Source organism: Cellulophaga sp. HaHaR_3_176, from assembly GCF_019021925.1.
In the GTDB taxonomy this organism is placed as follows: domain Bacteria; phylum Bacteroidota; class Bacteroidia; order Flavobacteriales; family Flavobacteriaceae; genus Cellulophaga.
Window position 1 is genome coordinate 3,772,324 of record NZ_CP058990.1, and the last position, 25,536, is coordinate 3,797,859.

A 25,536-nucleotide genomic window follows, 5' to 3' on the forward strand; every position below is an offset into this window, starting at 1 on the left:
TGTTTTAACATTTTTTCTTACATTTGATTAACGAATCCAAACATTCTAGTATGTCTAAATTTGGTGAACTAATAGAATCTAATGATCCAGTATTACTGGATTTTTATGCAGAGTGGAACGATCAATCCACTGCAATGCACCCAGTGCTGCGAGATGTAGCTGCTGCCTTAGGTGATAAGGGTAAGGTTATAAAGATAGATGTGGATAAGAATAAGGAGCTCTCTCGGGCTTTAAGGGTGAAAGGGTTGCCTACATTGATGATTTATAAAAAAGGTGAAATGGTGTGGAGGCAAAGCGGTGAGCAAGATGCAAATACTTTAATAAGTATATTAAACGAATATTTATAAAATTTAAGATATAGATATAAAAAAACCGAGATGAGAATCTCGGTTTTTGTGTTAATCTATTTTTAGTTTGAAATAGTATCTAGCTCTTCTTCTGTAGCTGTATTATCTATTTGGTTAGAGTCAATCATATCAGGGTCCTCTATGGGTGTTGAGTCTTTTATTAAAGGATCTTCGCTTCCGTCTACAAACCGACTAAACTTATCAATATATTCATTGAAAATAAGAGTTTCTTTTTCAGCAAGCTCTCTATCTCCATTTCTAATAAGGATGTCTACGTTTCTATTGTAGGCTTCCATATCGTTGATAATTTCATTTAATTTTTCATACTGTTCGTCTAAAGGCATACTGGCATAGTATTCCAGTCTTTCCTGGTATTTTGTTTTAAGTTGATAAAACAAAGCTCTTGCTTTTTCTGTTTCACCAACTTTATAGTACCCGTCAACAAATGGTTCAACAAAAGTGTAATATTCAAAATAATCAACAGGCATATTTGTAACAGCTATGTCAATCATTTCTTTTGCTTTTTCTATTTTATCTTCATTCAGTAATTGCTCTACTAAGCGTGCAATATTGCCTCTGTATGATAGTCCTTGAATTCTAGTTTGGGTATCGTGGTAAATTTCAGAGCTGCCAGCGTTACCCCATTCCCATGTTTTTACAATGTTATACATTAAATCACTATCGATTCGGCCCATTTCATAAGGACTTTCGTTTGTTGTTTTAATAGGTACTAATTTGTAAACTAAACCATCTAGTTGCAGGTAGTCTTTCATCCAAAGGTATTCACCGTCATCAAAACTTCCTCCTGAAAAATAAATTGGTCTTTCCCAATCGTTATTAGCAAGTATGTCTAACATAAGAATCCTGTTTTTTGGCAATGCACTTTTTGGAAGCTCTATGTCAATATAGTCAAGAATTAAAGCAGAGTCTTTTTCTTTAACTAAACCACTTTTTAAAACATTCTCTTTGTTTACTGGAACCCTAATATGATTTGTTGGGTAAATAATTAGGTCTAAGGTGTTTTCTGGATAGTCGCTAGTGCTTTGCTCTTGAGAAGCTTCAATTACGCTTCTTAGTTTTGTTCTAGGTTCGTCACTGCTAATCCATTCCATGAAAGCTTTTATGTCCCACCTAGATTCAGAGATCCCTTTATTGTATAGATTATCTATATTTTGGTAGTAAATAGCATCTCTTGTGCCTAATCTGTATTGTTTGTGTGTTAGTTGAGATGGTATTGGAGGGCTTTTGTAAGCGCGTCTTTTCATTTGATCTATGTACCAATCTGTAGCAAATAAACTTGTGTTTATAATACGCACATCGGTTCTGTGCCCTTCAATTTCTTGCGCATACCATAAGGGGAAGGTGTCGTTATCTCCAATTGTAAATAAAATTGAACCTTCGTCTTCTTTTGTGGAGTCTAAATAAGCTTTTGCAGTTGTTTTTGCTGTAAATCTATTTGATCTATCGTGGTCGTCCCAATTTTGGTATGCCATTAGAAATGGTACTGCTAATAGACATAAAATAGTAACTACTGGTGATAGTATTTTTGGGGTTATCAATTTTTTTAAGGCATCAAATATTCCATATACACCTAAGCCTATCCAAATTGCAAAAATATAGAATGAGCCCACTAAGGAATAATCTCTTTCTCTAGGTTGAAAAATTGATGGGTTTGTGTAAAATTGAATAGCAAGACCTGTGAATATGAAAAATACAAAAAGCACCCAGAATTGTTTTGGGTTTTTTCCGATTTGAAAAAGGATACCTATTATGCCTAGTAAAAGGGGTAGAAAGAAATATACATTTCTACCTTTGTTATTTAAGATGTCGCTTGGTAAATTTTCTTGGCTACCTAATCTAAATGAGTCAATAGTGTTTATACCGCTTATCCAATTTCCATTATCATCATACCTTCCTTGTTTATCATTTTGTTTTCCAGTATAATTCCACATAAAATAACGCCAATACATATATCCGAATTGAAATTCAAACATATATTCAATATTTTGCCAAATTGTAGGAGGTAAAACTTCTATGTAATCTCCAAATCTATTTAAAAATTGAATGTATTGAGCTTCGCTTATTTCTCCTTTAGCGTAGCCTTCTCTAAGTTGTTTTACGGCGTCTTGTAATTCTTTGCTATTTGATTTTGTTTTAAAGCTTAAAGGCCCAAAATAGCGCATATAGTTTTCTGCATTTTGCTCGCTCCACATTCTGGGTAGAAGCCCTACGTGTTTTTTGTTTGGTCCTTGACTTGCATTTTTGTATTTGTTTACAATAATGTATTTTTCAGTTGCTTCATCTTGTTCGTACTTTGGTTTGTCATCTTTATCTTCACCTGCAGATGCAAAAGCATTAGAGTAATATCCTCCATAAATGGGGCTGTCAACGCCTGGGTATTGCTCTCTGTTGTAGTAGGCTAATAATGATCTTGCGTCAGATGGGTCGTTTTCGTTAATTACAACATTAGCATTAGCTCTAATAGGTAACATTATCCAAGATGAAAACCCTAGAAATAAAAACATTAAACATAGTACAATTGTATTAGCAGTTTTGAAATTGTTTTTTCTGGTATAACTTAATCCAAAGTAGAACGCAGCTATAAATAATAACCCCATTATTATCGATCCAGAATTGAAAGGAAGTCCAATTGTGTTAATGAAAAACACTTCACTCCATCCAAAAGCAACTAAAACATAAGTTAAAGAGAATTTGTAAACTAACATTAATATAGCTACAACTATAATATTAGCTAGTAGAAAGTTTTTAATAGTTGTTGTCTTGTATTTTTTAAAATAATAAAGTAATCCGATAGAAGGAATGGCTAAAAAGCCCATAAATTGAATTCCAAAAGTAAGCCCTACAACAAACGAGATTAAAACAATCCACTTATCTCCTCTGGTGCTTTCAATGTCATCAACCCATTTTAATCCTAGCCATAAAAGTAGAGCCATTATAAAACTAGCCATTGAATATACTTCTGTTTCTACAGCATTAAACCAAAAGCTATCAGAATATGTAAATGCTAAAGAGCCAACTAGTCCACTTCCTAAAATAGCGATAGCCTTACTATTGGTAATTGCTTCGTCTTTAGAAATTATCTTTCTTGTTAGGTTTGTTATCGTCCAAAACATAAAAAGAATAGTAAAAGCGCTCGATACACCTGAAACGTAATTTACCATTAAAGCTATTTGGTCAGCTTCTAAAGCGAACATAGAAAAGAATGCTCCTATGATTTGTAGAAGTGGTGCTCCTGGTGGGTGGCCAACTTGGAGTTTTGCGGATGTAGTAATATATTCACCTGCATCCCAGAAACTACCTGTAGGTTCTACTGTAATACCGTACGTTAATAAAGCAATAAAAAAAACAACCCATCCTAAGATGGAATCCCATTTCTTGAAATTCTTAGAAAACATCTATAATATAATTTACCAATTATGGCGAATTTACTAATTAAAATAGACATCGTATCTCTTTTTTTGTAAAGCTTTAACAAGTGTTATTTAATTTTTTTTAATATTTTTTTTTAAAAAATTTGTGGATGTGAAACTTTGTATTAAATTTGCACCTCTTTTAGAAGTATTGGTCCATGGTGTAATTGGTAACACTCCGGTTTTTGGTATCGTCATTCAAGGTTCGAGTCCTTGTGGACCAACACAATTCAAGTTAATCCCTGCTTTCTAAAAGAGCAGGGATTTTTTCTTTTTTAAAAGATTTTGTTTCGCTTATAAAATCTTGTGGTTTTAAAATGTATACCGTATATATAAAAGTTGTATATTTGCACCGCTGTAAGGATGAATAGTATATATGAGGGGACAATTTGTCCCCTCTTTTATTGCTTAATTTTATGTTTAAAGAAAAAGTATTAGAATTATTAGAAGCTGGTTTAAAGGAGAATGAATCTATTTTTTTGATAGATTTCACTTTAGGACCAGGTAATAAAATCAATATAACTCTAGATGGAGACAATGGGGTTACTTTGAAAGATTGCATGGTTATAAGTAGGGCTATTGATAGTAATTTAGATAGAGAGGAAGAGGATTTTTCTTTAGAGGTGGCTTCTTCGGGAGCAACATCTCCGCTAGTTATGCCGAGGCAGTATAAAAAGAATGTAGGAAGGGTTTTGGAAATCAAGACTATAGATGGTAAATTTGAAGGTAATTTAACTGATGTTAGTGATCAGGGGGTTACTTTAGAATGGAAAGCAAGGGAGCCTAAGCTGGTAGGTAAAGGTAAGGTTACAGTTCAAAAGAAACAGGAGTTTGTTTTTTCTGATATACAAGAAGCAAAAGTTATTATAAAATTTTAATTATAGTTCAACATGGAGAATATTGCGCTGATCGAATCTTTTTCGGAATTTAAAGACGATAAGTTCATTGACAGGGTGACGCTGATGGCGATTTTGGAAGATGTTTTTAGAAACGCACTAAAGAAAAAGTTCGGTTCTGATGATAACTTTGATATAATTATAAATCCTGATAAAGGGGATTTGGAAATATGGAGAAATCGTGTTGTTGTTGAAGATGGAGAGGTAGAAGAGCCTAATGAGGAAATATCATTAACTGAGGCACGTAAAATTGAGCCAGATTTTGAGGTTGGTGAAGATGTTTCTGAAGAGGTTAAGTTGATACAATTAGGTAGGAGAGCTATTTTGGCATTACGTCAAAACTTGATATCTAAAATTCATGAGCACGATAATACTACAATATATAAGCATTTTAAAGATCTTGAAGGAGAAATTTATACTGCTGAAGTTCATCATATAAGGCATAAGGTTGTTATTTTATTAGATGATGAAGGTAATGAGATTATTATGCCTAAAGAAAGACAGATTCCTTCTGACTTTTTTAGAAAAGGTGATAATGTTAGGGGGGTTATTGAAAGCGTAGAGCTTAAGGGTAATAAACCTGTAATTATAATGTCAAGAACAGCACCTGCTTTCTTAGAGCAATTATTTTTTCAAGAAATTCCAGAGGTTTTCGATGGTTTGATAACAATTAAAAAAGTTGTTAGAATTCCAGGTGAAAAAGCAAAAGTTGCAGTTGATTCTTATGATGATAGAATTGATCCGGTTGGAGCTTGTGTTGGGATGAAAGGTTCTCGTATACATGGTATCGTTAGAGAATTAGGGAATGAAAATATTGATGTAATTAATTGGACGAGTAATCCTCAATTGTTAGTTACAAGAGCATTAAGCCCTGCGCGTGTTTCGTCTGTTAAGTTAGATGAGGAGAAAATGACGGCTCAAGTTTACTTAAAACCTGAAGAGGTTTCTAAGGCAATTGGTAGAGGTGGTCATAATATTAGATTAGCTGGTCAATTGACAGGTTTTGAGATAGACGTTTTCCGTGAAGGAGTAGAGGAAGATGTTGAGTTAACCGAGTTTTCTGATGAAATCGATGCATGGATTATCGAAGAGTTTAAGAAAATTGGTATGGATACTGCTCGTAGTGTTTTAGAGCAGGATGTGAATGATTTAGTTAAGAGAACGGACCTGGAAGAGGAAACAATTTTAGAAGTTGTGCGTATCTTAAAAGAAGAATTAGCAGATTAAGCTATATATTAGCAAGAAATTTCAAGTATAGTAACAAGTATTTATGGCAGATAATGCAACAATAAGGCTTAATAAAGTCCTAAGGGAACTTAACATTTCACTCGACAGGGCGGTAGATTTTTTGGGTTCCAAAGGTCATGATGTGGACGCAAGGCCTACCACTAAAATTTCTAATGAGGTGTATCAAGTGCTTTTGGATGAATTCCAAACGGACATGAGCAAGAAGGTTGCATCTAAAGAAGTTGGTGAAGAGAAGAGAAAAGAAAAAGAAGCTATAAGACATCAGCTTGAGCAAGAGCAAGAAGATAGAAGAATAGAGCGTGAGAAAAAAGCTGCATCTGAGCAAGTTATCAGAGGTAAAGCTGAATTGTCGGGCCCTAAGACTGTTGGAAAAATAGACTTAAGCAATAAAAAGCCTGCTGAAGAGGAGAAAACTAAGGAGGTAGAAAAACCTGTTGAGAAAATTCCTGAGGTAAAAGAAGAGGTTAAACCTGTTGAGCCACAAGTGGTAAAAGCAGCTGCATCTGACAGACCTAAGTTTAAGGTTATCGATAAGATTGATCTTTCTGCTACTAAAGAGAAACCGAGGCCTAAGGCTAGGGAGGAAAGGAAAGAGAAAGAAAAAGAAAAACCGGCACCAGTTGTGAAGAAAGAGCCTGTAGCTGAAGTTAAGCCACCTGCTAAGGAAGAGGCTGTATCTAATACAGAGGAAAAACCAGCAGAATCGGAAACTTTAACTACTCAGTATAAGAAATTATCTGGGCCGAAAATTACTGGAGCTAAAATCGATTTATCTAAGTTCGAAAAGCCTAAGAAGAAAAAAGAGACTCCGAAAGCAGGAGATGCTGCTGATAAAAAGAAAAGAAGAAGAAGAATTGTTAGCAATAACAATACGGGAGGTTCTACTCCTGGAAATAACAACGGACCTCGTGGTAGCAATAGTAGACCAGGGGGGAATGTTGGAAATAGAAGAGGTCCTAATCCTAGATTTAATCAAGCGCCAAAAGTTGAGCCTACTGAAGAGGATGTTCAAAAGCAGGTGAGGGAAACTTTGGAGAAACTTCAAGGTAAATCTAAAAAAGGAAAAGGGGCTAAATACAGAAGAGATAAAAGAGATCAACACCGTCAGCAGACAGAGAAAGATCTTGAACAGCAGGAATTAGAAAGCAAAATTTTGAAAGTAACAGAATTTGTTACTGCAAATGAGGTTGCTACTATGATGAATGTTTCAACAACGCAGATTATTTCTGCTTGTATGTCTCTTGGTATCATGGTTACGATGAATCAGCGTTTAGATGCTGAAACATTGACTATTGTTGCTGAAGAATTTGGATATGAAGTGGAGTTTGTTTCTGCTGAAATTGAAGAAGCTATTGAAGAGCAGGTTGATGCAGTTGAGGATTTAAAAGAAAGAGCTCCTATTGTTACGGTAATGGGTCATGTGGATCACGGTAAAACTTCATTATTGGATTACATTAGAAAAGAAAATGTAATTGCAGGTGAAAGTGGTGGTATTACACAACATATTGGTGCATACGGAGTAACTTTAGATAACGGTCAAAAGATTGCATTTTTAGATACGCCAGGTCACGAAGCCTTTACGGCGATGCGTGCACGTGGTGCTCAGGTAACTGATATTGCTATTATTGTAATTGCGGCAGATGATGATATCATGCCTCAAACAAAAGAAGCAATTAGTCACGCACAAGCTGCTGGAGTTCCTATTATTTTTGCAATAAATAAAATTGATAGACCAACAGCAAACCCAGATAAGATTAAAGATGGTCTTTCTCAGATGAATTTATTGGTAGAAGACTGGGGTGGTAAAATACAATCTCATGATATATCTGCAAAAACAGGTTTGGGTGTTAAAGAATTACTTGAAAAAGTATTACTGGAAGCTGAATTATTAGAACTTAAGGCAAATCCAAATAAATTAGCAACAGGTACTGTTGTTGAAGCGTTCTTAGATAAGGGTCGTGGTTATGTGTCAACTGTTTTGGTGCAGGCTGGGTCTTTAAAAATTGGAGATTATGTATTAGCGGGGACTTGCAGTGGTAAGATTAAAGCAATGCATGATGAGAGGGGCAATAGTATTAAAGAAGCTGGTCCTTCTACACCGATATCAATACTTGGTTTAGATGGAGCTCCGCAGGCAGGTGATAAGTTTAATGTTCTTGAAGATGAGCGAGAGGCTAAGCAAATCGCTGCTAAAAGAGGTCAGTTGTTAAGGGAACAATCTGTTAGAACACAAAGACATATTACGCTTGATGAAATTGGTAGACGTATTGCGTTAGGAGACTTTAAAGAGTTGAATATAATTCTTAAAGGTGATGTTGATGGTTCTGTTGAGGCATTAACGGATTCTTTCCAGAAATTATCAACTGCTGAAATACAGGTTAATATTATACATAAAGCTGTAGGTCCAATTACTGAATCTGATGTGTTGTTAGCTTCTGCTTCTGATGCGATTATTATTGGATTTAATGTAAGGCCAATGGGTAATGCGAGAACGATAGCTGATAATGAAGAGATAGATATTAGAATGTACTCTATTATTTATGATGCTATTAATGATCTTAAAGATGCAATGGAAGGTATGCTTTCTCCTGTTATGAAGGAAGAGATTACTGGAACTGCTGAAATTCGTGAAACTTTCAAAATATCTAAAGTCGGTACTATTGCTGGTTGTATGGTTACGACTGGTAAAATATATAGAAATTCTAATATTAGATTGATTAGAGATGGTGTTGTTGTCTTCACAGGGGAATTAACTTCATTAAAACGATTTAAAGATGATGCTAAAGAAGTAGCTAAAGGATACGATTGTGGATTGCAGGTTAAGAATTATAATGATATTAGAGAACTTGATATTGTTGAAGCTTTCCAAGAAGTGGCTGTTAAGAAGAAATTGAAATAATTTCAAATATATAAAGCATAAAAAAAGACCTGAATTTCAGGTCTTTTTTTATGCTTTATATTTAATAAATTCTTTTTTAATTTGGAGTAATAATCATTGCTGCTGGATATTTTTTTCTAACCTCATTGTATTTTCTTTCGGCTTCTAGAGCTGTTTTTATTCCGTCAATTCTAACTCTATAATCTGTGTCTACGTGAACAATTTTTGTCTTCCATTTTGGAAAATCAGAGTCTAAATTAGATTTTTTATGATTCGCACCACTTAGTGAGCCGTTGTAAATTTGTATTTGATATACATCAGAGCTTTCGTCTATAGACTTGTATATCTCTAATAATTTTTCAATTTTACTGTCTTGGTTTATTTGAATGTTTCCTTCTTGTGCTACGCAGTTAAGAGTGAAAACTGTAAAAATCAAGCTGTTAATTATAATTTTCATATTGCTTATGTTTTTCTTTAAATTGTGTTTTGCAAAAGTAATTTTTTAATGAATAGAGAAAACAACATATTTTTTATTTAGAATAATTATAAATTAAGAATTATAAATACCTTAACATTTCTAAAATAAAGTCTATGTCGTATTTTTGCATGCGATTTCAAGGTGTAAATTAGCTATTGATATTTATAGTAATAATCATGCCGAGAATCTATAGAAATTATTTAAATATGAAAAAGGTTCCGTACCGCAATCAATTTTCTAAAGTTTTAGGTATCACTCTAGTGGTTTGTCTGTTTTTTTCAACCTCTATTTTTTCGCAAGACGAGAGTGCGTCTGCTGGTGATGCTGCTAAGGGTAAATCTCTATTCAATCAGAACTGTGCTGCTTGTCACTCATTGACAAAAAGAATGACAGGTCCTGCTCTTGCAAATGTGGAAGCACGTTTGAGTGAGGATGAGGGTTTGAGTAAAGAGTGGATTTATTCTTGGATTAAAAATAGTTCAGGAGTAATTGCTTCTGGAGATGCTTATGCTAATAAGTTGTATGCTGAATATAATAAGGCGGCAATGACAGCTTTTCCAACTTTGTCTAATGGGGATATTGATAATATTTTAGCTTATACATCGGCTCCTCCTCCTGCTGCTCCCGCTCCAGTTCCTGGTGCTACTGCGGTTGGTGTTCAAGATGGAAATAGTAATGGTTTTTCTAATGAAATTATATTAGGGGCTTTAGTTTTTGTTTTTGGTATGTTGGTGATCATGTTATTCATGGTTAATAAAACATTACGAAGAATAGCTGAGGCTAATGGTGTTGTTTTGGAGAAAGAATCTTCTGAAAAAAGAACTCCAATTTGGAAGGCTTTTGTTCAGAATCAATTTTTGGTTTTGGTATCTGTTATTTTCTTGCTTCTAGGTGGTGCTTATTTCGCTTATGGTTGGATGATGCAGGTTGGTGTTGATCAGGGGTATGCTCCGGTACAGCCAATACATTATTCTCATAAGATACATGCTGGTGATAATAAGATAGAGTGTAAGTATTGTCACTCTTCTGCAAGAGTTTCTAAAACATCAGGTATACCATCTTTGAATGTGTGTATGAATTGTCATAAATCAATTTCGGAATACACGGGTAATCCAGAGGGTCCTTCTCAGGAGGATTTAGAAAATGGGTATACCAATGAATTTTATACTGGAGAAATAAAAAAATTATATAAAGCAGTTGGTTGGGATGAGTCTACTCAAGGATATACTGGTGAGTCTAAGCCTGTAGAGTGGGTTAGGGTTCATAATCTTCCGGATTTTGCTTATTTTAATCACTCGCAACATGTTTCTGTTGCTGGTATTGAATGTCAAACTTGTCATGGTCCTGTAGAGGAGATGGAGATAATGGAGCAACATGCGCCATTAACTATGGGTTGGTGTATTAACTGTCACAGAGAAACGAATGTTAAGGTGGAGGGTAATGAGTATTACGAGAAAATTCACGCTGAGCTTTCTAAGAAATATGGTGTAGAGAATCTTACGGCTGCTCAAATGGGTGGTTTAGAATGTGGTAAGTGTCACTATTAATTGGTTTAATAAAGAGATAATTTCAGAGATATACGTATGGCATCAAACAAAAAATATTGGAAAAGCGAAGCGGAGTTAAATCCTAACGATTCCATTGTTGAGACGCTAAGACATAATGAGTTTGTTCAAGATATACCTGTTGATGATTTTTTAGGAGACAAAGAGAATTTGGCTTCTTCTTCAACAAATAGAAGGGACTTCTTAAAATATGTTGGTTTTAGTACCGCTGCTGCAACTATGGCAGCATGTGAAGGGCCTGTTACTAAGTCTATTCCTTATGTAGTGCAACCAGAAAGTATTATACCTGGTGTTGCTAATCATTATGCGACTACAATTGCAAATGGTTTTGATTTTGCAAGTGTGTTGGTGCGAACGAGAGAGGGTAGGCCAATTTCGATTCATAACAATGCCGATGCTAAGGTTGGTGGAAGTGCAAATGCAAGAGTTAATGCATCTGTTTTAAATTTATATGATAGTACTCGTTTGCAGGGGCCGGTTTCTGAAGGGGAGCCTGTTGCTTGGGGTGCTATTGATTCTGCTGTTAAGTCTAAATTGGGTTCTGGTAAAAAAGTTGTTTTGTTAACTCAAACTTATGCTAGTCCATCTACTTCAAGGCTGATCGATGAATTTAAAGGTGCTTATGCTAATGTTAGTCATGTAGTTTATGATGCTATTTCTGAGGAAGCTGCTTTAAATGCTTTTGAGTCGAAGTATGGTGAGCGAGCATTGGCTGATTATGATTTTTCTAAAGCTGAAGTTATAGTTTCTTTTGGTGCTGATTTCTTGGGAGATTGGCAGGGTGGTGGCTACGATAGTGGTTATTCTAAGGGTCGTGTTCCTCAAAAAGGAAAAATGTCTAAGCATATTCAGTTTGAGGCTAATATGTCTCTTTCTGGTGCTAATGCAGATAAGAGAATACCTTTGAAGCCTACTGATCAAAAAGTTGCTTTGGCGCATTTGTATGCTAAGTTAAATGGGGCTTCTGTTGGTGGTGATTTAAATGATGCTACTAGTAAAGCGTTAGATGTTGTGGTTTCTCAGATTCGCAAAGCTGGTTCTAGTGCTGTTGTTGTTACGGGTTTAGATGATGAAAATGCTCAAGCTGTTGTTTTGGCTATTAATGAAATGCTTAAGAGTTCGGCTTTTGATGTTAAATCACCTAAGTATGTTAGGCAGGGGAATGTTAAAGCTGTTAATGCTTTAATTGCTGATATGAAGGCGGGTAGAGTTGGGGCAATTATAATGGATGGTGTTAATCCAGTTTATTCTTTGCCAAACTCATCTGATTTCGTTGAAGGTCTTAAGAGTGTTGAACTTTCGGTTGGTTTTTCTTTAAATGAAAATGAAACTACAAGTTTAACTAAGTATGTTGCAGCTGCTTCTCATTATTTAGAATCGTGGGGTGATGTTCAAGTTAAAAAAGGGCATTATGGTTTAATGCAGCCAACTATTAAAGAATTATTTGATACGCGTCAATTACAATCTTCTATCTTAAAATGGATGGGTAGTGATAAAACGTATTATGATTATATAAAAGAAACTTGGGTTTCATCTGTATTAGGTGGTTCTGAGTGGAATCAAGCATTGCATGATGGTGTTTATTCGTTAGAAAGTGGCTCTTCTGTGTTAGATGCTGAAATTAATGCTATTGTTGCTGATGTTGTAGAAGGTGAGTCTATTGTGAATACAATTCCTTTGGCTTCTGCAATTCGTTCTTTATCTTCTGCATCAAGTGAGGGTATGGAGTTGTCATTATATTCTAAGACGGGAATGGGTGATGGTCAGATGGCAAGTAACCCTTGGTTACAAGAATTCCCAGATCCAATAACTCGTGTGTCTTGGGATAACTACGTTACTATTTCTAAGGCAGATGCTGATAGGTTGGGCTTCGTGAATGAAAACGTTGCAAATGGTGGTTTAGATGGTAGTTATGCTAAATTAACTGTTAATGGTGTTTCTGTAGATAAGGTTCCTGTGATTATTCAGCCAGGTCAGGCAGTTGGTTCTGTTGGTTTGTCTTTTGGTTATGGTAAAAAAATTGGCTTAAAAGAAGAAATGCAAACGGGTGTTAATGCATACCCTTTGTATCAAGAATTTTCAAATATTCAATCTGTTTCTGTTGAGAAGTCTGCTGGTAATCATGAGTTCGCTTGTGTTCAGTTGCATAAAACATTGATGGGTAGAGGTGATATCATTAAAGAAACTACTTTAGAGATATTCAATACAAAAGATGCAAAAGAATGGAATGTTCAGCCTGTTGTATCTTTAGATCATCAAGAAGTTTTAGCTACATCTGTTGATTTGTGGGATAGTTTTGATCGTTCAATTGGGCATCATTTTAATCTATCTATAGATTTAAATGCATGTACTGGTTGTGGTTCTTGTGTTATTGCATGTCATGCGGAAAATAACGTTCCTGTAGTTGGTAAAGAAGAAGTTAGAAAATCTAGAGATATGCATTGGTTGCGTATTGACAGATATTACTCTTCAGAAGATACTTTTGAAGGTGATAATACTAAGAAAAATGAGTTTGATGGTTTATCTGGTGACAAAGGTTCGTTAAGTGGTTTTGGTGAGTTAGAAGATCCTTCTGCTAATCCTCAAGTAGCTTTTCAACCTGTAATGTGTCAGCATTGTAATCATGCTCCTTGTGAGACTGTTTGCCCTGTTGCTGCTACTTCACATGGTCGTCAAGGTCAAAATCATATGGCTTATAATAGATGTGTTGGTACAAGATATTGTGCAAACAACTGTCCTTATAAAGTTCGTAGATTTAACTGGTTCTTATATAATAATAACGACGAGTTTGATTATCATATGAATAATGACTTAGGTAAGATGGTTATTAACCCTGATGTTACTGTTCGTTCTAGAGGTGTTATGGAGAAATGTTCTATGTGTATGCAAAAAACACAGAAAACTATCTTAGATGCCAAGAGAGATGGTAGGGTTATAAAAGATGGTGAGTTTCAAACAGCTTGTTCTGCAGCTTGTAGTAGTGGAGCAATGGTATTTGGAGATGTTAATGATAAGGAAAGTGAGATTGCTGAACTTAAGGAAAGCGATCGTATGTATCACTTATTAGAGCACGTAGGTACTAAGCCAAATGTATTCTATCATGTGAAAGTTAGAAACACGGAAGAAGTTTAAGGAGTATAATAAAAAGATCAACGTAACTATAATATAAAATATGGCGTCGCATTACGAAGCACCTATTAGAAAACCTTTAGTACTTGGGGATAAAAGCTATCACGATATTTCTGTTGATATTGCTCGTCCAGTTGAAGGTAAAGCCAATAAGCAATGGTGGATTGTTTTTTCAATCGCACTTGTAGCATTCCTTTGGGGTGTTGGTTGTATGACTTATACAATAACTACAGGTATTGGTACTTGGGGTTTAAATAAAACTGTAGGTTGGGCATGGGATATTACTAACTTCGTTTGGTGGGTTGGTATTGGTCATGCAGGAACCTTAATTTCGGCAGTATTATTGTTATTTCGTCAGAAATGGAGAATGGCAATTAACCGTTCTGCAGAGGCAATGACAATTTTCTCGGTTGTACAAGCTGGTTTATTTCCGGTAATACACATGGGTCGTCCTTGGTTAGCTTACTGGGTGCTTCCTATTCCAAATCAATTTGGTTCATTATGGGTTAATTTTAACTCGCCGCTTCTTTGGGATGTATTTGCAATTTCTACTTATTTATCTGTTTCATTAGTTTTCTGGTGGACTGGTTTATTACCTGATTTTGCAATGATTAGAGATAGAGCTGTTAGACCTTTTCAGAAGAAGATTTATAGTTTGATAAGTTTCGGTTGGTCAGGTAGAGCTAAAGATTGGCAACGTTTTGAAGAGGTGTCTCTTGTATTAGCTGGTTTAGCTACTCCATTAGTACTTTCTGTACATACTATTGTATCATTTGATTTTGCAACTTCTGTTATACCGGGTTGGCATACCACTATTTTCCCTCCTTACTTTGTGGCAGGTGCAATTTTCTCAGGTTTCGCAATGGTAAATACTTTACTTATTATAATGAGGAAAGTATGTAATATGGAAGATTATATTACATTACAACATATTGAATTAATGAACATCGTTATTATGTTAACAGGTTCGATAGTTGGTTGTGCGTATATTACAGAGTTATTTATGGCTTGGTATTCGGGTGTTGAATACGAGCAGTATGCATTCTTAAACAGAGCAACAGGGCCTTATGCTTGGGCATATTGGGCAATGATGACTTGTAATGTTTTTTCTCCGCAATTTATGTGGTCAAAAAAATTAAGAACAAGTATAATGTTCTCTTTCGGGATATCTATAGTTGTTAATATAGGAATGTGGTTTGAGCGTTTTGTAATTATTGTGACATCATTACACCGTGATTACTTACCATCTTCTTGGACAATGTTCTCTCCAACATTTGTTGATATCGGAATATTTGTCGGAACAATAGGTTTCTTCTTTGTATTATTCTTATTATATGCAAGAACTTTCCCTGTAATTGCACAGGCAGAAGTTAAGTCGATAATGAAGTCTTCAGGAGAGAAATATAAATTACTTCGTGACGCTGGAAAACCTTTATATGAAATAAAGCAAACAGTAGCTATTAAAGATGCTATCGTTGAAGAGAAATCTCTTCCTGTTGAAGCTGATAAAGAGCAAGTCTCGTCTTTATTAAATACTTTAGGGGTATTTGATGCGACGACAGAAACTCCAGATGATTTGAAGGAAGTAAAAGGAATTGGACCTCAGATGGAAAAAACTTTAAACCAAATAGGTATATTTAAGTTTTCTCAAGTAGGTAAAATGACAGAAAAAGAATACGACTTGTTAGATTCTATTACGGGCTCTTTCCCAGGAAGAGCACAACGTGATGATTGGGCGAGTCAAGCTAAGATTTTAAATAACAATAAATAGATATGGCATCTAAAGTTATACATGCGCTTTATACAGATGATGATGTTTTAATGCACGCTGTAAAGAAAGTAAAATTGGCTAAGCACCACATTGAAGAAATTTATTGTCCTTTTCCAGTTCACGGACTAGACAAAGCAATGGGATTAGCGCCGACTAGAATAGCGATTACTGCTTTTATATATGGTTGTATCGGTTTGTCTGTAGCAGTTACAATGATGAATTTTATAATGATTGAAGATTGGCCACAAGATATTGGTGGTAAACCAAGCTTTAGTTATTTAGAAAATTTACCAGCGTTCGTTCCTATTATGTTTGAACTTACAGTGTTTTTTGCGGCCCATTTAATGGTAATTACTTTTTATATGAGAAGTAAATTATGGCCTTTTAAGGAAGCTGAAAACCCAGACAAAAGAACGACTGATGATCATTTTTTAATGGAAATCGAAATTCATAATAATGAAGATGAATTGAGAAAATTATTATCAGAAACTGGAGCGGTTGAAATTAATATTTCAGAAAAGTAGCGAATAGAGATATGAAGAGTTTTATAAAAATAGTAGCAATCTTATTGGTTTTGGTATCCTTTAGTTCTTGTTTTAACAAGAATGATAGAAATTACCAATATATGCCGAACATGTACGAATCTATAGGTTACGAAACGTATCAGAAAGTTGATTTCTTACCTAGTGGTGTAGAGGCTAATTTACCTGTAGAAGGAACAATTTCAAGGGGACATATTCCTTATGAATTTGCGAATGGATTAGAAGGTAAAGAGTTAGCTAGATTACAAGCTAGTCCTTTAGATTCTGTTAGATCAATAGAAAATTTAGCCGTAGGTGCAGAATTATATACAATTTATTGTGCTGTATGTCATGGTAATAAAGGTGACGGTCAAGGTAACTTAGTAAAAAGAGAAAAAATTCTTGGTGTTCCTAATTACTCTGATGCAGGAAGAAATATTTCTATAGGAAGTACTTATCATACTATTTACTATGGTTTGAACTCTATGGGTTCTTACGCAAATCAGCTTAATCACGAAGAACGTTGGCAAGTTGCTGAGTACGTGATGAAATTAAAACAAGACTTAACAAAATAATACATAGATTTTAGATATGTACACTGTTTCAAATAGATTAAAAATTGCTTCGATAATTTTAATGGTCATAGGCGCTATTGGAATTGGTATTGGATTTGTTTCAATGCCAGGTTCAGTTCAAGAAGCTAAGGCAATGGTTGCTAGTCATGATGATGGGCACGGTGGTGGTCATCCAGAAGAAGCTGTTCACCCAGCTAAAGCTAGTGATTCACATCATGAAGCTTCAGAAGCACATGGCGAAGCTCATGATTCATCTCACGATGAACATTTGTTGCATCAATTACAAAATAGACCTTGGGCGGCATTATACGTTGCAGCTTTCTTTTTCTTTATGATAGCATTAGGTGTTTTAGCTTTTAATGCAATACAAAGAGCAGCACAAGCTGGTTGGTCTCCATTACTTTTCAGAGTAATGGAAGGTATCACGTCTTATTTAGTGCCTGGTGGAATAATAGTGTTTATAATATTAGCTTTATCTGTAGCACATATGAATCATTTATTCGTTTGGATGGATGCTGATGTTGTTGCACATGATGCTTTATTACAAGGTAAATCAGGATACTTAAACGGTCCTTTCTTTTTAATCAGAGCAGCAATCTTTCTAGGTGGTTGGATATTATATAGAGAATATAGTAGAAAGTTATCTTTAGCTCAAGATGAATCAGACGATGATACGAATTTTAAAAAGAATTTTAGAGCCTCAGCAGGTTTCTTAGTTTTCTATTTGGTTACAGAGTCAATGATGTCTTGGGATTGGATTATGAGTGTTGATCCACACTGGTTTAGTACTTTGTTTGGATGGTATATATTCGCAAGTATGTTTGTGTCAGGTATTACTGTAATTGCATTAATTACAATTTACCTAAAATCTAAAGGATTATTAGAAGATGTTAACGATAGCCATATTCATGATTTAGCTAAATTTATGTTCGGTATTAGTATTTTCTGGACGTACTTATGGTTTTCACAATTCATGCTAATATGGTATTCTAATATTCCAGAAGAAGTAACTTATTATATTACTAGAATAGCAGATTTTAAATTACCATTTTTTGGTATGATAGCAATGAACTTTTTGTTCCCTGTGCTGTTATTAATGAATAGTGATTATAAGAGGTTAAACTGGTTCGTTGTAATGGCAGGTGTAGTTATATTAGCTGGTCATTATTTAGATATTTTCAATGCAATTATGCCTTCTACAGTAGGAGATCAATGGTTCATTGGTATTCCTGAAATTGGATCAGTATTGTTTTTCGCAGGATTATTTATATTTTGGGTATTTAGAGCTTTATCAAAAGCGCCTTTACAGCCTAAGCGTAATCCATTTATTGAAGAGAGTAAGCATTTTCATTACTAGTATAAAAAATAACATTAAATCATACAATGACTGCATTTTTAATTATAGCTGTTTTAGTATTAGTGGCAATTGCAATTTGGCAAATGACCAATATTTTTGAATTGTCTCAGATAAAGACAGATAATTCTCAAGTTGCTAACGATAAGGACAATAAGTATAACGGATATTTATTATTCGCTTTTTTAATTTTCATTTACGGAATTACAATTTTTAGTTTCTGGAAATATTCTAAAGTTTTGTTACCTGAAGCTGCTTCAGAACATGGTGCAGAATATGATAGTTTAATGTTATGGTCTTTTGTGATCATTTTCATTGTACAAACTATTACACAGGCTTTATTGCATTACTTTGGTTTTAAATACAGAGGAGAAAAAGGTAAAAAAGCTTTATTCTTTGCTGATAATGATAAACTAGAATTTATTTGGACTATTATTCCAGTAATTGTTCTAGCAGGGTTAATTCTTTGGGGATTATATACTTGGACTAACATTATGGATGTCAACGATGAAGATGATCCTATAATTGTTGAATTATATGCACAACAATTTAATTGGACAGCTAGATATGCTGGAACTGATAATGTTTTAGGGGATGCTAACGTTAGAATGATAGATATTGACAGAGCTAATGTTTTAGGTTTAGATGAATCTGATCCAAACGCCTCTGATGATGTTATTGTAAAAGAATTACACTTGCCTGTAGGTAGAAAGGTGAATTTTAAAATGCGTTCTCAAGATGTATTACACTCTGCTTATATGCCTCACTTTAGAGCTCAGATGAATTGTGTACCAGGTATGATAACAGAGTTTTCATACACTCCAATTTATACAACGGAAGAGATGCGTCTTAATCCAGATGTAATTTCTAAAGTTAAGAGAACTAATAAAATTAGAGCAGAAAGAGCTGCTAATGGAGAAGATAATTCTGATCCATGGGAGTTTGATTATATTTTACTTTGTAATAAAATTTGTGGTAAATCTCACTACAACATGCAAATGAAAATTATTGTAGAAACTGAAGAAGAATTTAATAAGTGGTTAGCTGAACAACAAAATTTCGGTAAAACTATGTTAGCTTCATCAGGACAATAAATAAAAGTTAGAATAATACATTAATATAAAATATAGATTTCGGTTATGTCAGCAACAGCACATGCAAATATAGATGATCACGCACATGACGATCACGGACATCATCATCATAAAGAGACTTTTGTAACTAAATATATTTTTAGTCAAGATCATAAGATGATTGCAAAGCAGTATTTAATTACTGGTTTAATTATGGGTGCTATTGGTATTGCAATGTCTATTTTATTTAGAATGCAATTAGCTTGGCCTGGGGAATCTTCTCCTGTTTTTGATGCTTTACTTGGAAAATGGGCTCCTGATGGAGTAATGGATGCTGATATTTACTTGGCATTAGTTACAATTCATGGTACTATAATGGTTTTCTTTGTATTAACAGCGGGTTTGAGTGGTACATTTAGTAACCTTCTTATTCCTCTTCAGATTGGAGCAAGAGATATGGCATCAGGTTTCTTGAACATGGTATCATATTGGTTGTTCTTTTTGTCTGCAGTTATAATGATTAGCTCTTTATTTGTAGAGGCAGGACCTGCAGCAGCTGGCTGGACTGTTTATCCTCCTTTAAGTGCTTTGCCAATGGCACAATCAGGATCTGGTATGGGTATGACTTTATGGTTGGTATCTATGGCAATTTTTATTGCTTCATCATTATTAGGTTCTTTAAATTACGTTGTAACAGTTATTAACTTAAGAACTAAAGGTATGTCTATGACTAGATTGCCATTAACAATTTGGGCTTTCTTTGTTACAGCTGTTATTGGTATTATTTCGTTCCCGGTTTTGTTATCTGCAGCTCTTTTATTAATAATGGATAGAAGCTTTGGAACATCATTCTTCTTATCAGATATATTCATACAAGGTGAAGTTTTACATTATCAAGGTGGTTCTCCAGTTTTATACGAACACTTATTCTGGTTCTTAGGTCACCCTGAAGTTTATATTGTATTATTACCAGCACTAGGTATTACTTCTGAAGTAATGTCAACAAATGCTCGTAAACCAATTTTCGGTTATAGAGCAATGGTTGCTTCTATTATTGCAATCGCATTTTTATCTACAATTGTATGGGGTCACCATATGTTTATCTCAGGTATGAATCCTTTCTTAGGGTCTGTATTTACATTTACAACATTATTAATTGCAATACCATCAGCGGTAAAGTCATTTAATTATATAACAACACTTTGGAAAGGTAATCTCCAATTAAACCCAGGAATGCTATTCTCAATTGGTTTAGTTTCTACATTTATTAGTGGTGGTTTAACTGGTATTATTTTAGGAGATAGTACATTAGATATAAACGTACATGATACATATTTTGTGGTAGCCCACTTCCATTTAGTTATGGGTATATCTGCATTGTATGGTTTATTTGCAGGAGTCTATCACTGGTTCCCTAAAATGTTCTCTGGTAAAATGATGAATAAAAATTTAGGTTATGTTCATTTTTGGATAACAGCAGTTTGTGCTTATGGAGTATTTTTTCCAATGCACTTTGTTGGTATGGCGGGTGTACCTAGAAGATACTATCAAAATACTGCATTCCCAATGTTTGATGAATTAACTGATGTTCAAATATTGATAACAATGTTTGCTATTATTGCTGCTTTTGCTCAGTTGATATTTGTATACAATTTTATCAGTAGTATATTCTACGGTAAAAAAGGTTCTCAGAATCCTTGGAAGTCTAATACATTAGAGTGGACTACACCATTAGAGCATATACATGGTAACTGGCCAGGTGCTATTCCTGAAGTTCACCGTTGGGCTTATGATTACAGTAAAACAAATAAAGATGGTTCATATGTTATACCGGGTCAAGATTTTGTTCCGCAAACAGTTCCTCTTCAAGATGATGAAGAAGAAATGCATCATTAGAAAATAAATAAATATAAAAAAAGCCCTTTGAATTTTATTCAAAGGGCTTTTTTTATATACCCTGTTTTTACATATTTGTTTTTATATTATATTTTATACTATTATATAAATATCTTTGGTATAATACTTGACATTAATATAGCTATGAGATTAAGAGATGTTTTTTTAATTGTTTTTGTTTTAACTGTTAGTTTGGGTTACTCGCAACGTAAACCTAAAATACGTGGTAGTAAAGTTGTTATTAATGTTCGTCAAGATTTAGAGCCTTTTAATGCTATTGAATTGAATGATGATTTGGATATAACATTTAAAAAATCAACGGATTACGGTTATAGCCTTACTATCGATGATAATTTAGTTGATATATTAAAATTTAGAGTAGTTGATAATACATTATCTATAAGTACATTTTATAATGTTACATCTAAAAAGAAAATGGAAATCACCATTTATTATGATGTTTTAAATGCCTTGACAATGCATGAAGGTAAAATTGAAATGGAAGATGCTATTGTAACTAATTCCTTGTCTATTGATACTTATGGATCTTCTAAATTAAAATTAAATGCCAATGCTGGTATGGTAAATTTAATGATGTATGAAAACAGTTTTGCAGACCTTAATATTCAAAGTGATACATTAAACGTTTTATTAAAAGATAGAGTAGATGCAAAGATTTATGGATCTAGTAATGTGTCTACGGTTGAGCTTTTTAAAAATTCACAAGTTAAAATGGATGGTAGTGCAGATTTATTTAATGTTAATTTATATGAAAATGCAAATTTAAAAGCTGAAAAATTAGAGGCCTCAGTTATAAATCTTTTTTTAGAAAAATCAACAAGTGCTTATATAAATGCAAATAATAGGCTTAATTTAAATTCTAAAGATTCAGCCAAAACTTTTTTTTATGGTTCAGGCCGAATCAATATTATAGATTTTCTTGACACCTCACAACTAAATAAGAGATAACCTATTTCGTTATAGGTGCTGTTAAGATATGGTTTGGTATTCCAAAACCATCTACTAATACGCCTACATGTGGGCGTAGTTCTGTACATAAACGTTCAACTCTTTGTCGAATTGCTTTAGATTTAGTGCTTCCGATATATCCTTGTTCTAAATACCAAGTAGCATCTTGTCTAATTTCATGAAGTGCATACAAATTCCCAAGTTTTTTAAACAAGTCTTTGTTTTTTTTATCTTGAATATTTTCTGTAAAATCAATAAAAGTAGAATAAGCTAGTTCACAACTATATGCTTTTCCTAAAGCTAATAAGTGAGTTTGTACTTTTAAAAATGCTTGATAAGATGGTACACCTTTCTTTATATAATCCCTTATTCGCATAGCTAATGTATAAGTTAACCTTCTTGTACGATATTCAAAAGCATGTTTGTGAAATTTAGAGTTATATAAGTGTTCTGAATCGGTTTTATTTGAATAGATTGGATTTATGGTTGTTATCTTATCTGCGATTTGAGAACTTAATAATTTCAATACAGAAGTAAATCCTGCACTATTAAACTCAGCTTTAAAGTCTGATAGAACACCTTTGGCGCATAATTGAAGTAAAACGTTGTTATCTCCTTCAAATGTTGTAAAGATATCTACATCGCATTTTAAATCGGCAATTCTATTTTCAATTAAATACCCTTTACCACCACATGCTTCTCTGCATTCTTGTATTGTGTCATTAGCAAACCATGTAATTATAGATTTTAGGCCTGCAACTTGTGTTTCAACTTTACGCTTGTCTAATTTGCTATCATCACTATATACCTTCATAATATGTTGCAGCGTAATATCATAAACATACGATTTAGCGATGGCAGGTGTTAATCTTAATTGGTGGGTAGGGTAATCCATCAATAAATCTTCTTGAATTTTTAAATTATTATTAAATTGCCTTCTTTTTAATGCATGTTTAACAGCGATTGTTAAAGCCATTTTTGCACCACCTAAACCAGCTCTTGCAACACAAATTCGCCCACCAACTAGCGTGCCTAACATTGTAAAAAATCTTTTATTAGGGTTTTTTATTTCAGAAAAATAGGAGCCATCTTCTTTAATATTTCCGTATTTATTTAAAAGATTTTCTTTTGGAACATGTACTTGATTAAACCATATTTTTCCATTATCAACACCATTAAGACCAAGCTTATATCCATTATCTTCAATACGTACGCCTGGTAATAATTTATGATTTTCATCGCGCACCGGAACAAGAATGGCGTGTACGCCTTCATTTTTTCCATTAACAATTAGTTGTGCAAAAACGGATGCCATTTTAGAATCTAAAGCATTACCTATATATTCTTTATTGTCATTTTTGCCAGGGGTATGAATAACAATAGTATCTGTTTTACTATTATATGTAGCAGTTGTTTTTATGCCTCTAACATTAGATCCATGTCCTGTTTCTGTCATTGCAAAACAACCTAGTAAGTTTGTCTCTCCTGTTTTATTTAAATATTTATCATGATGAGGTTTTGTGCCAAGCTTTTGTATGCTCCCTCCAAAAAGCCCAAACTGAACACCGAATTTTATAGCAAGACTACCATCGACAAACATTATGTTTTCAAAAATAAAAGCATAGCCAGGCATATCGTTAGTGCCTCCATATGCTTCAGGGTAGGCCATTGCGCCATATTTTTTACTTGCAAGATGTTGTACTTGAGCTAAAACTCTGCTTCTGAAATCTTCTTTTTTTCTATGAATGTCCCAGTCAAATACGGGGTCTTTCAAAACGTCATGTAAATTAGATACTATTTCTGAAAATTCTCCTTTTACAATAGTATCAATTTCTTTAGCATTATAATAGTCTGAAGTAGTTTCTTGTTTAACTTCTACATCAAATAAATGCTTGTAGTGGTTAGGTTGTATCCCTAAATTTAGCTCAATATGTTCTAGACTTTTGTTGACTGGAGTTTCTGAAAAATAAAACGTAGTCATTCTTTGGCTCAAACCACTCAAAGGATAGTTTTCACTTTCTATTAACCTTACCTCAGAGTTAGAAACGGTATGTTGCCATGATTTTATCTCAGAATTAAGAGGAGGTTTATCTGTGTTTAGCCAACTATTTAGTAGTGTAATATCTTTTTTGTCTAAGCTTTCATCACGTTCAATAGCGGACTGAACTACATTTATTTCAGAAGCAGATAATAAATCATCAGACCAAATGACATAAAAGAATGGGATATATTGTAAAACGCCTAAAGTGTAATCATTATTTTTCATAGTATGAAAATACAATTTTCTATTCTTAATAAATAGAATTAGTTGCAGAAGAAGTATCTTTATTTTGCCCTATCTTTGTTACGTATGAATGAAAATTTAGATCCAACCGGCCAAAACTTCTCTTCAGAAGAAGTTGATATAGATAGAGCATTAAGGCCTATAAGTTTTGGTGATTTTGCAGGTCAAGATCAAATATTAGAGAATCTAAAAGTTTTTGTTGAAGCAGCAAATTTACGTGAAGAAGCTCTAGATCATACACTTTTTCATGGCCCTCCAGGTTTAGGAAAAACGACATTAGCTCATATTTTAGCAAATGAATTAGGCGTAGGTATAAAAATTACCTCAGGTCCAGTTTTGGATAAGCCAGGAGATTTGGCAGGACTTTTAACAAACCTGTCTGAACGCGATGTTTTGTTTATTGATGAAATTCATCGTTTAAGTCCGATTGTAGAAGAGTATTTGTATTCTGCAATGGAAGATTACAAAATAGATATTATGATTGAAACAGGGCCGAATGCACGCTCTGTTCAAATAAATTTAAATCCGTTTACTTTAATTGGTGCGACTACACGTTCAGGTTTACTAACATCTCCTATGCGTGCTCGTTTTGGAATTCAAAGTAGGCTGCAATACTACTCAACTGAACTATTGTCGACAATTGTAGAGCGTAGTTCGGAAATATTGAAAATGCCTATAACACAAGAGGCAGCTATTGAAATAGCAGGAAGAAGTAGAGGGACGCCTCGTATTTGTAATGCTCTATTACGTAGAGTTCGAGATTTTGCTCAGATAAAAGGTAATGGTAAAATCGATATTGAAATTGCTCGTTTTGCTTTAAAAGCTTTAAATGTAGATGCACATGGTTTAGATGAAATGGATAATAAAATACTAATCACTTTAATAGATAAATTTAAAGGAGGTCCAGTGGGTATTACTACTATTGCAACTGCAGTTTCTGAAAGTGCAGAGACAATTGAAGAAGTATACGAGCCTTTTTTAATACAACAAGGTTTTATTATGCGAACTCCACGTGGTCGAGAGGTAACAGATTTGGCATATAAACATTTAGGCAGAATAAAAGGGAACGTACAAGGAGGTTTGTTTTAATGAGAAACTTGCCTATAATATCGCGTTTAACA

At 34.0% G+C, this 25,536-nt stretch carries 17 protein-coding genes and 1 tRNA gene; 15 read left to right on the forward strand and 3 right to left on the reverse strand.

Annotation, left to right across the window (positions count from 1 at the left end; all coding sequences use genetic code 11):
* Window positions 1–50 precede the first annotated feature (50 nt).
* Window positions 51–347: a co-chaperone YbbN gene (locus H0I23_RS16620; RefSeq protein ID WP_216784405.1), complete on the forward strand. Its 297-nt coding sequence runs from the start codon at window positions 51–53 to the stop codon at window positions 345–347.
* Window positions 348–409: 62 nt separating this feature from the next.
* On the opposite strand, the gene H0I23_RS16625 is transcribed toward H0I23_RS16620, so the two are convergent.
* On the reverse strand, window positions 410–3,763 hold the full coding sequence (locus tag H0I23_RS16625) for a DUF2723 domain-containing protein (protein ID WP_216784406.1): 3,354 nt from the start codon (window positions 3,761–3,763) through the stop codon (window positions 410–412).
* Window positions 3,764–3,930: 167 nt separating this feature from the next.
* Here H0I23_RS16625 and H0I23_RS16630 point away from each other — a divergent pair.
* The 4 genes from H0I23_RS16630 to infB all read left to right on the forward strand — a co-directional run bounded on the left by H0I23_RS16630 (window position 3,931) and on the right by infB (window position 8,821).
* Window positions 3,931–4,002, forward strand: a tRNA-Gln gene (locus tag H0I23_RS16630).
* 192 nt (window positions 4,003–4,194) lie between these two features.
* Window positions 4,195–4,656 carry a ribosome assembly cofactor RimP gene (rimP, locus tag H0I23_RS16635; protein ID WP_216786104.1) on the forward strand — a complete coding sequence of 154 codons (462 nt, stop codon included), beginning with the start codon at window positions 4,195–4,197 and terminating at the stop codon, window positions 4,654–4,656.
* A gap of 12 nt (window positions 4,657–4,668) precedes the next feature.
* On the forward strand, window positions 4,669–5,901 hold the full coding sequence (nusA, locus tag H0I23_RS16640) for a transcription termination factor NusA (RefSeq protein ID WP_216784407.1): 1,233 nt from the start codon (window positions 4,669–4,671) through the stop codon (window positions 5,899–5,901).
* Window positions 5,902–5,944: 43 nt separating this feature from the next.
* Window positions 5,945–8,821 carry a translation initiation factor IF-2 gene (infB, locus tag H0I23_RS16645; protein WP_216784408.1) on the forward strand — a complete coding sequence of 959 codons (2,877 nt, stop codon included), beginning with the start codon at window positions 5,945–5,947 and terminating at the stop codon, window positions 8,819–8,821.
* Between the two features lie 76 nt (window positions 8,822–8,897).
* Here the strand turns inward: infB and H0I23_RS16650 are convergent, their stop codons facing one another.
* Window positions 8,898–9,257, reverse strand: coding sequence for an SPOR domain-containing protein (locus H0I23_RS16650; protein ID WP_216784409.1), 360 nt, complete (start codon window positions 9,255–9,257; stop codon window positions 8,898–8,900).
* A 227-nt stretch (window positions 9,258–9,484) separates the two neighbouring features.
* Here H0I23_RS16650 and H0I23_RS16655 point away from each other — a divergent pair, with 227 nt between their 5' ends.
* From H0I23_RS16655 to H0I23_RS16695, 9 genes are all read left to right on the forward strand, one after another.
* Window positions 9,485–10,825 (forward strand): c-type cytochrome, encoded by a 1,341-nt coding sequence (locus tag H0I23_RS16655; protein ID WP_216784410.1) that lies wholly within the window; start codon window positions 9,485–9,487, stop codon window positions 10,823–10,825.
* Window positions 10,826–10,861: 36 nt separating this feature from the next.
* Complete coding sequence (locus H0I23_RS16660) at window positions 10,862–13,975, forward strand: TAT-variant-translocated molybdopterin oxidoreductase (RefSeq protein WP_216784411.1); 3,114 nt, start codon at window positions 10,862–10,864, stop codon at window positions 13,973–13,975.
* A 40-nt stretch (window positions 13,976–14,015) separates the two neighbouring features.
* A complete protein-coding gene (nrfD, locus tag H0I23_RS16665; protein ID WP_216784412.1) occupies window positions 14,016–15,743 on the forward strand; it encodes an NrfD/PsrC family molybdoenzyme membrane anchor subunit in 1,728 nt (575 codons plus the stop codon).
* Window positions 15,744–15,745: 2 nt separating this feature from the next.
* Window positions 15,746–16,267 (forward strand): DUF3341 domain-containing protein, encoded by a 522-nt coding sequence (locus H0I23_RS16670; RefSeq protein WP_216784413.1) that lies wholly within the window; start codon window positions 15,746–15,748, stop codon window positions 16,265–16,267.
* Between the two features lie 11 nt (window positions 16,268–16,278).
* Window positions 16,279–16,839, forward strand: a complete 561-nt coding sequence (locus H0I23_RS16675) for a cytochrome c (protein ID WP_216784414.1) — start codon at window positions 16,279–16,281, stop codon at window positions 16,837–16,839.
* A gap of 16 nt (window positions 16,840–16,855) precedes the next feature.
* Window positions 16,856–18,196: a quinol:cytochrome C oxidoreductase gene (locus H0I23_RS16680; protein WP_216784415.1), complete on the forward strand. Its 1,341-nt coding sequence runs from the start codon at window positions 16,856–16,858 to the stop codon at window positions 18,194–18,196.
* A gap of 26 nt (window positions 18,197–18,222) precedes the next feature.
* The gene (locus H0I23_RS16685) at window positions 18,223–19,287 is read left to right on the forward strand and encodes a cytochrome c oxidase subunit II (protein ID WP_216784416.1); all 1,065 of its coding nucleotides are present in this window, start codon (window positions 18,223–18,225) and stop codon (window positions 19,285–19,287) included.
* Between the two features lie 45 nt (window positions 19,288–19,332).
* Window positions 19,333–21,162: a cbb3-type cytochrome c oxidase subunit I gene (locus H0I23_RS16690; protein ID WP_216784417.1), complete on the forward strand. Its 1,830-nt coding sequence runs from the start codon at window positions 19,333–19,335 to the stop codon at window positions 21,160–21,162.
* A 144-nt stretch (window positions 21,163–21,306) separates the two neighbouring features.
* The gene (locus tag H0I23_RS16695) at window positions 21,307–22,131 is read left to right on the forward strand and encodes a GIN domain-containing protein (protein WP_216784418.1); all 825 of its coding nucleotides are present in this window, start codon (window positions 21,307–21,309) and stop codon (window positions 22,129–22,131) included.
* 1 nt (window position 22,132) lies between these two features.
* Here H0I23_RS16695 and H0I23_RS16700 read toward each other — a convergent pair whose 3' ends face one another.
* Entirely contained in the window at window positions 22,133–24,397 is a 2,265-nt protein-coding gene (locus H0I23_RS16700; protein WP_216784419.1) for an acyl-CoA dehydrogenase, read from the reverse strand.
* Window positions 24,398–24,481: 84 nt separating this feature from the next.
* Here H0I23_RS16700 and ruvB point away from each other — a divergent pair, with 84 nt between their 5' ends.
* Entirely contained in the window at window positions 24,482–25,504 is a 1,023-nt protein-coding gene (ruvB, locus tag H0I23_RS16705; RefSeq protein ID WP_216784420.1) for a Holliday junction branch migration DNA helicase RuvB, read from the forward strand.
* Window positions 25,505–25,536 lie beyond the last annotated feature (32 nt).

Excerpts from the sequence above, each read along its gene's own strand:
- H0I23_RS16620 (WP_216784405.1), top strand. The coding sequence starts at position 51 with ATGTCTAAATTTGGTGAACTAATAGAATCTAATGATCCAGTATTACTG.
- H0I23_RS16625 (WP_216784406.1), bottom strand. The coding sequence starts at position 3,763 with ATGTTTTCTAAGAATTTCAAGAAATGGGATTCCATCTTAGGATGGGTT.
- rimP (WP_216786104.1), top strand. The coding sequence starts at position 4,195 with ATGTTTAAAGAAAAAGTATTAGAATTATTAGAAGCTGGTTTAAAGGAG.
- nusA (WP_216784407.1), top strand. The coding sequence starts at position 4,669 with ATGGAGAATATTGCGCTGATCGAATCTTTTTCGGAATTTAAAGACGAT.
- infB (WP_216784408.1), top strand. The coding sequence starts at position 5,945 with ATGGCAGATAATGCAACAATAAGGCTTAATAAAGTCCTAAGGGAACTT.
- H0I23_RS16650 (WP_216784409.1), bottom strand. The coding sequence starts at position 9,257 with ATGAAAATTATAATTAACAGCTTGATTTTTACAGTTTTCACTCTTAAC.
- H0I23_RS16655 (WP_216784410.1), top strand. The coding sequence starts at position 9,485 with ATGAAAAAGGTTCCGTACCGCAATCAATTTTCTAAAGTTTTAGGTATC.
- H0I23_RS16660 (WP_216784411.1), top strand. The coding sequence starts at position 10,862 with ATGGCATCAAACAAAAAATATTGGAAAAGCGAAGCGGAGTTAAATCCT.
- nrfD (WP_216784412.1), top strand. The coding sequence starts at position 14,016 with ATGGCGTCGCATTACGAAGCACCTATTAGAAAACCTTTAGTACTTGGG.
- H0I23_RS16670 (WP_216784413.1), top strand. The coding sequence starts at position 15,746 with ATGGCATCTAAAGTTATACATGCGCTTTATACAGATGATGATGTTTTA.
- H0I23_RS16675 (WP_216784414.1), top strand. The coding sequence starts at position 16,279 with ATGAAGAGTTTTATAAAAATAGTAGCAATCTTATTGGTTTTGGTATCC.
- H0I23_RS16680 (WP_216784415.1), top strand. The coding sequence starts at position 16,856 with ATGTACACTGTTTCAAATAGATTAAAAATTGCTTCGATAATTTTAATG.
- H0I23_RS16685 (WP_216784416.1), top strand. The coding sequence starts at position 18,223 with ATGACTGCATTTTTAATTATAGCTGTTTTAGTATTAGTGGCAATTGCA.
- H0I23_RS16690 (WP_216784417.1), top strand. The coding sequence starts at position 19,333 with ATGTCAGCAACAGCACATGCAAATATAGATGATCACGCACATGACGAT.
- H0I23_RS16695 (WP_216784418.1), top strand. The coding sequence starts at position 21,307 with ATGAGATTAAGAGATGTTTTTTTAATTGTTTTTGTTTTAACTGTTAGT.
- H0I23_RS16700 (WP_216784419.1), bottom strand. The coding sequence starts at position 24,397 with ATGAAAAATAATGATTACACTTTAGGCGTTTTACAATATATCCCATTC.
- ruvB (WP_216784420.1), top strand. The coding sequence starts at position 24,482 with ATGAATGAAAATTTAGATCCAACCGGCCAAAACTTCTCTTCAGAAGAA.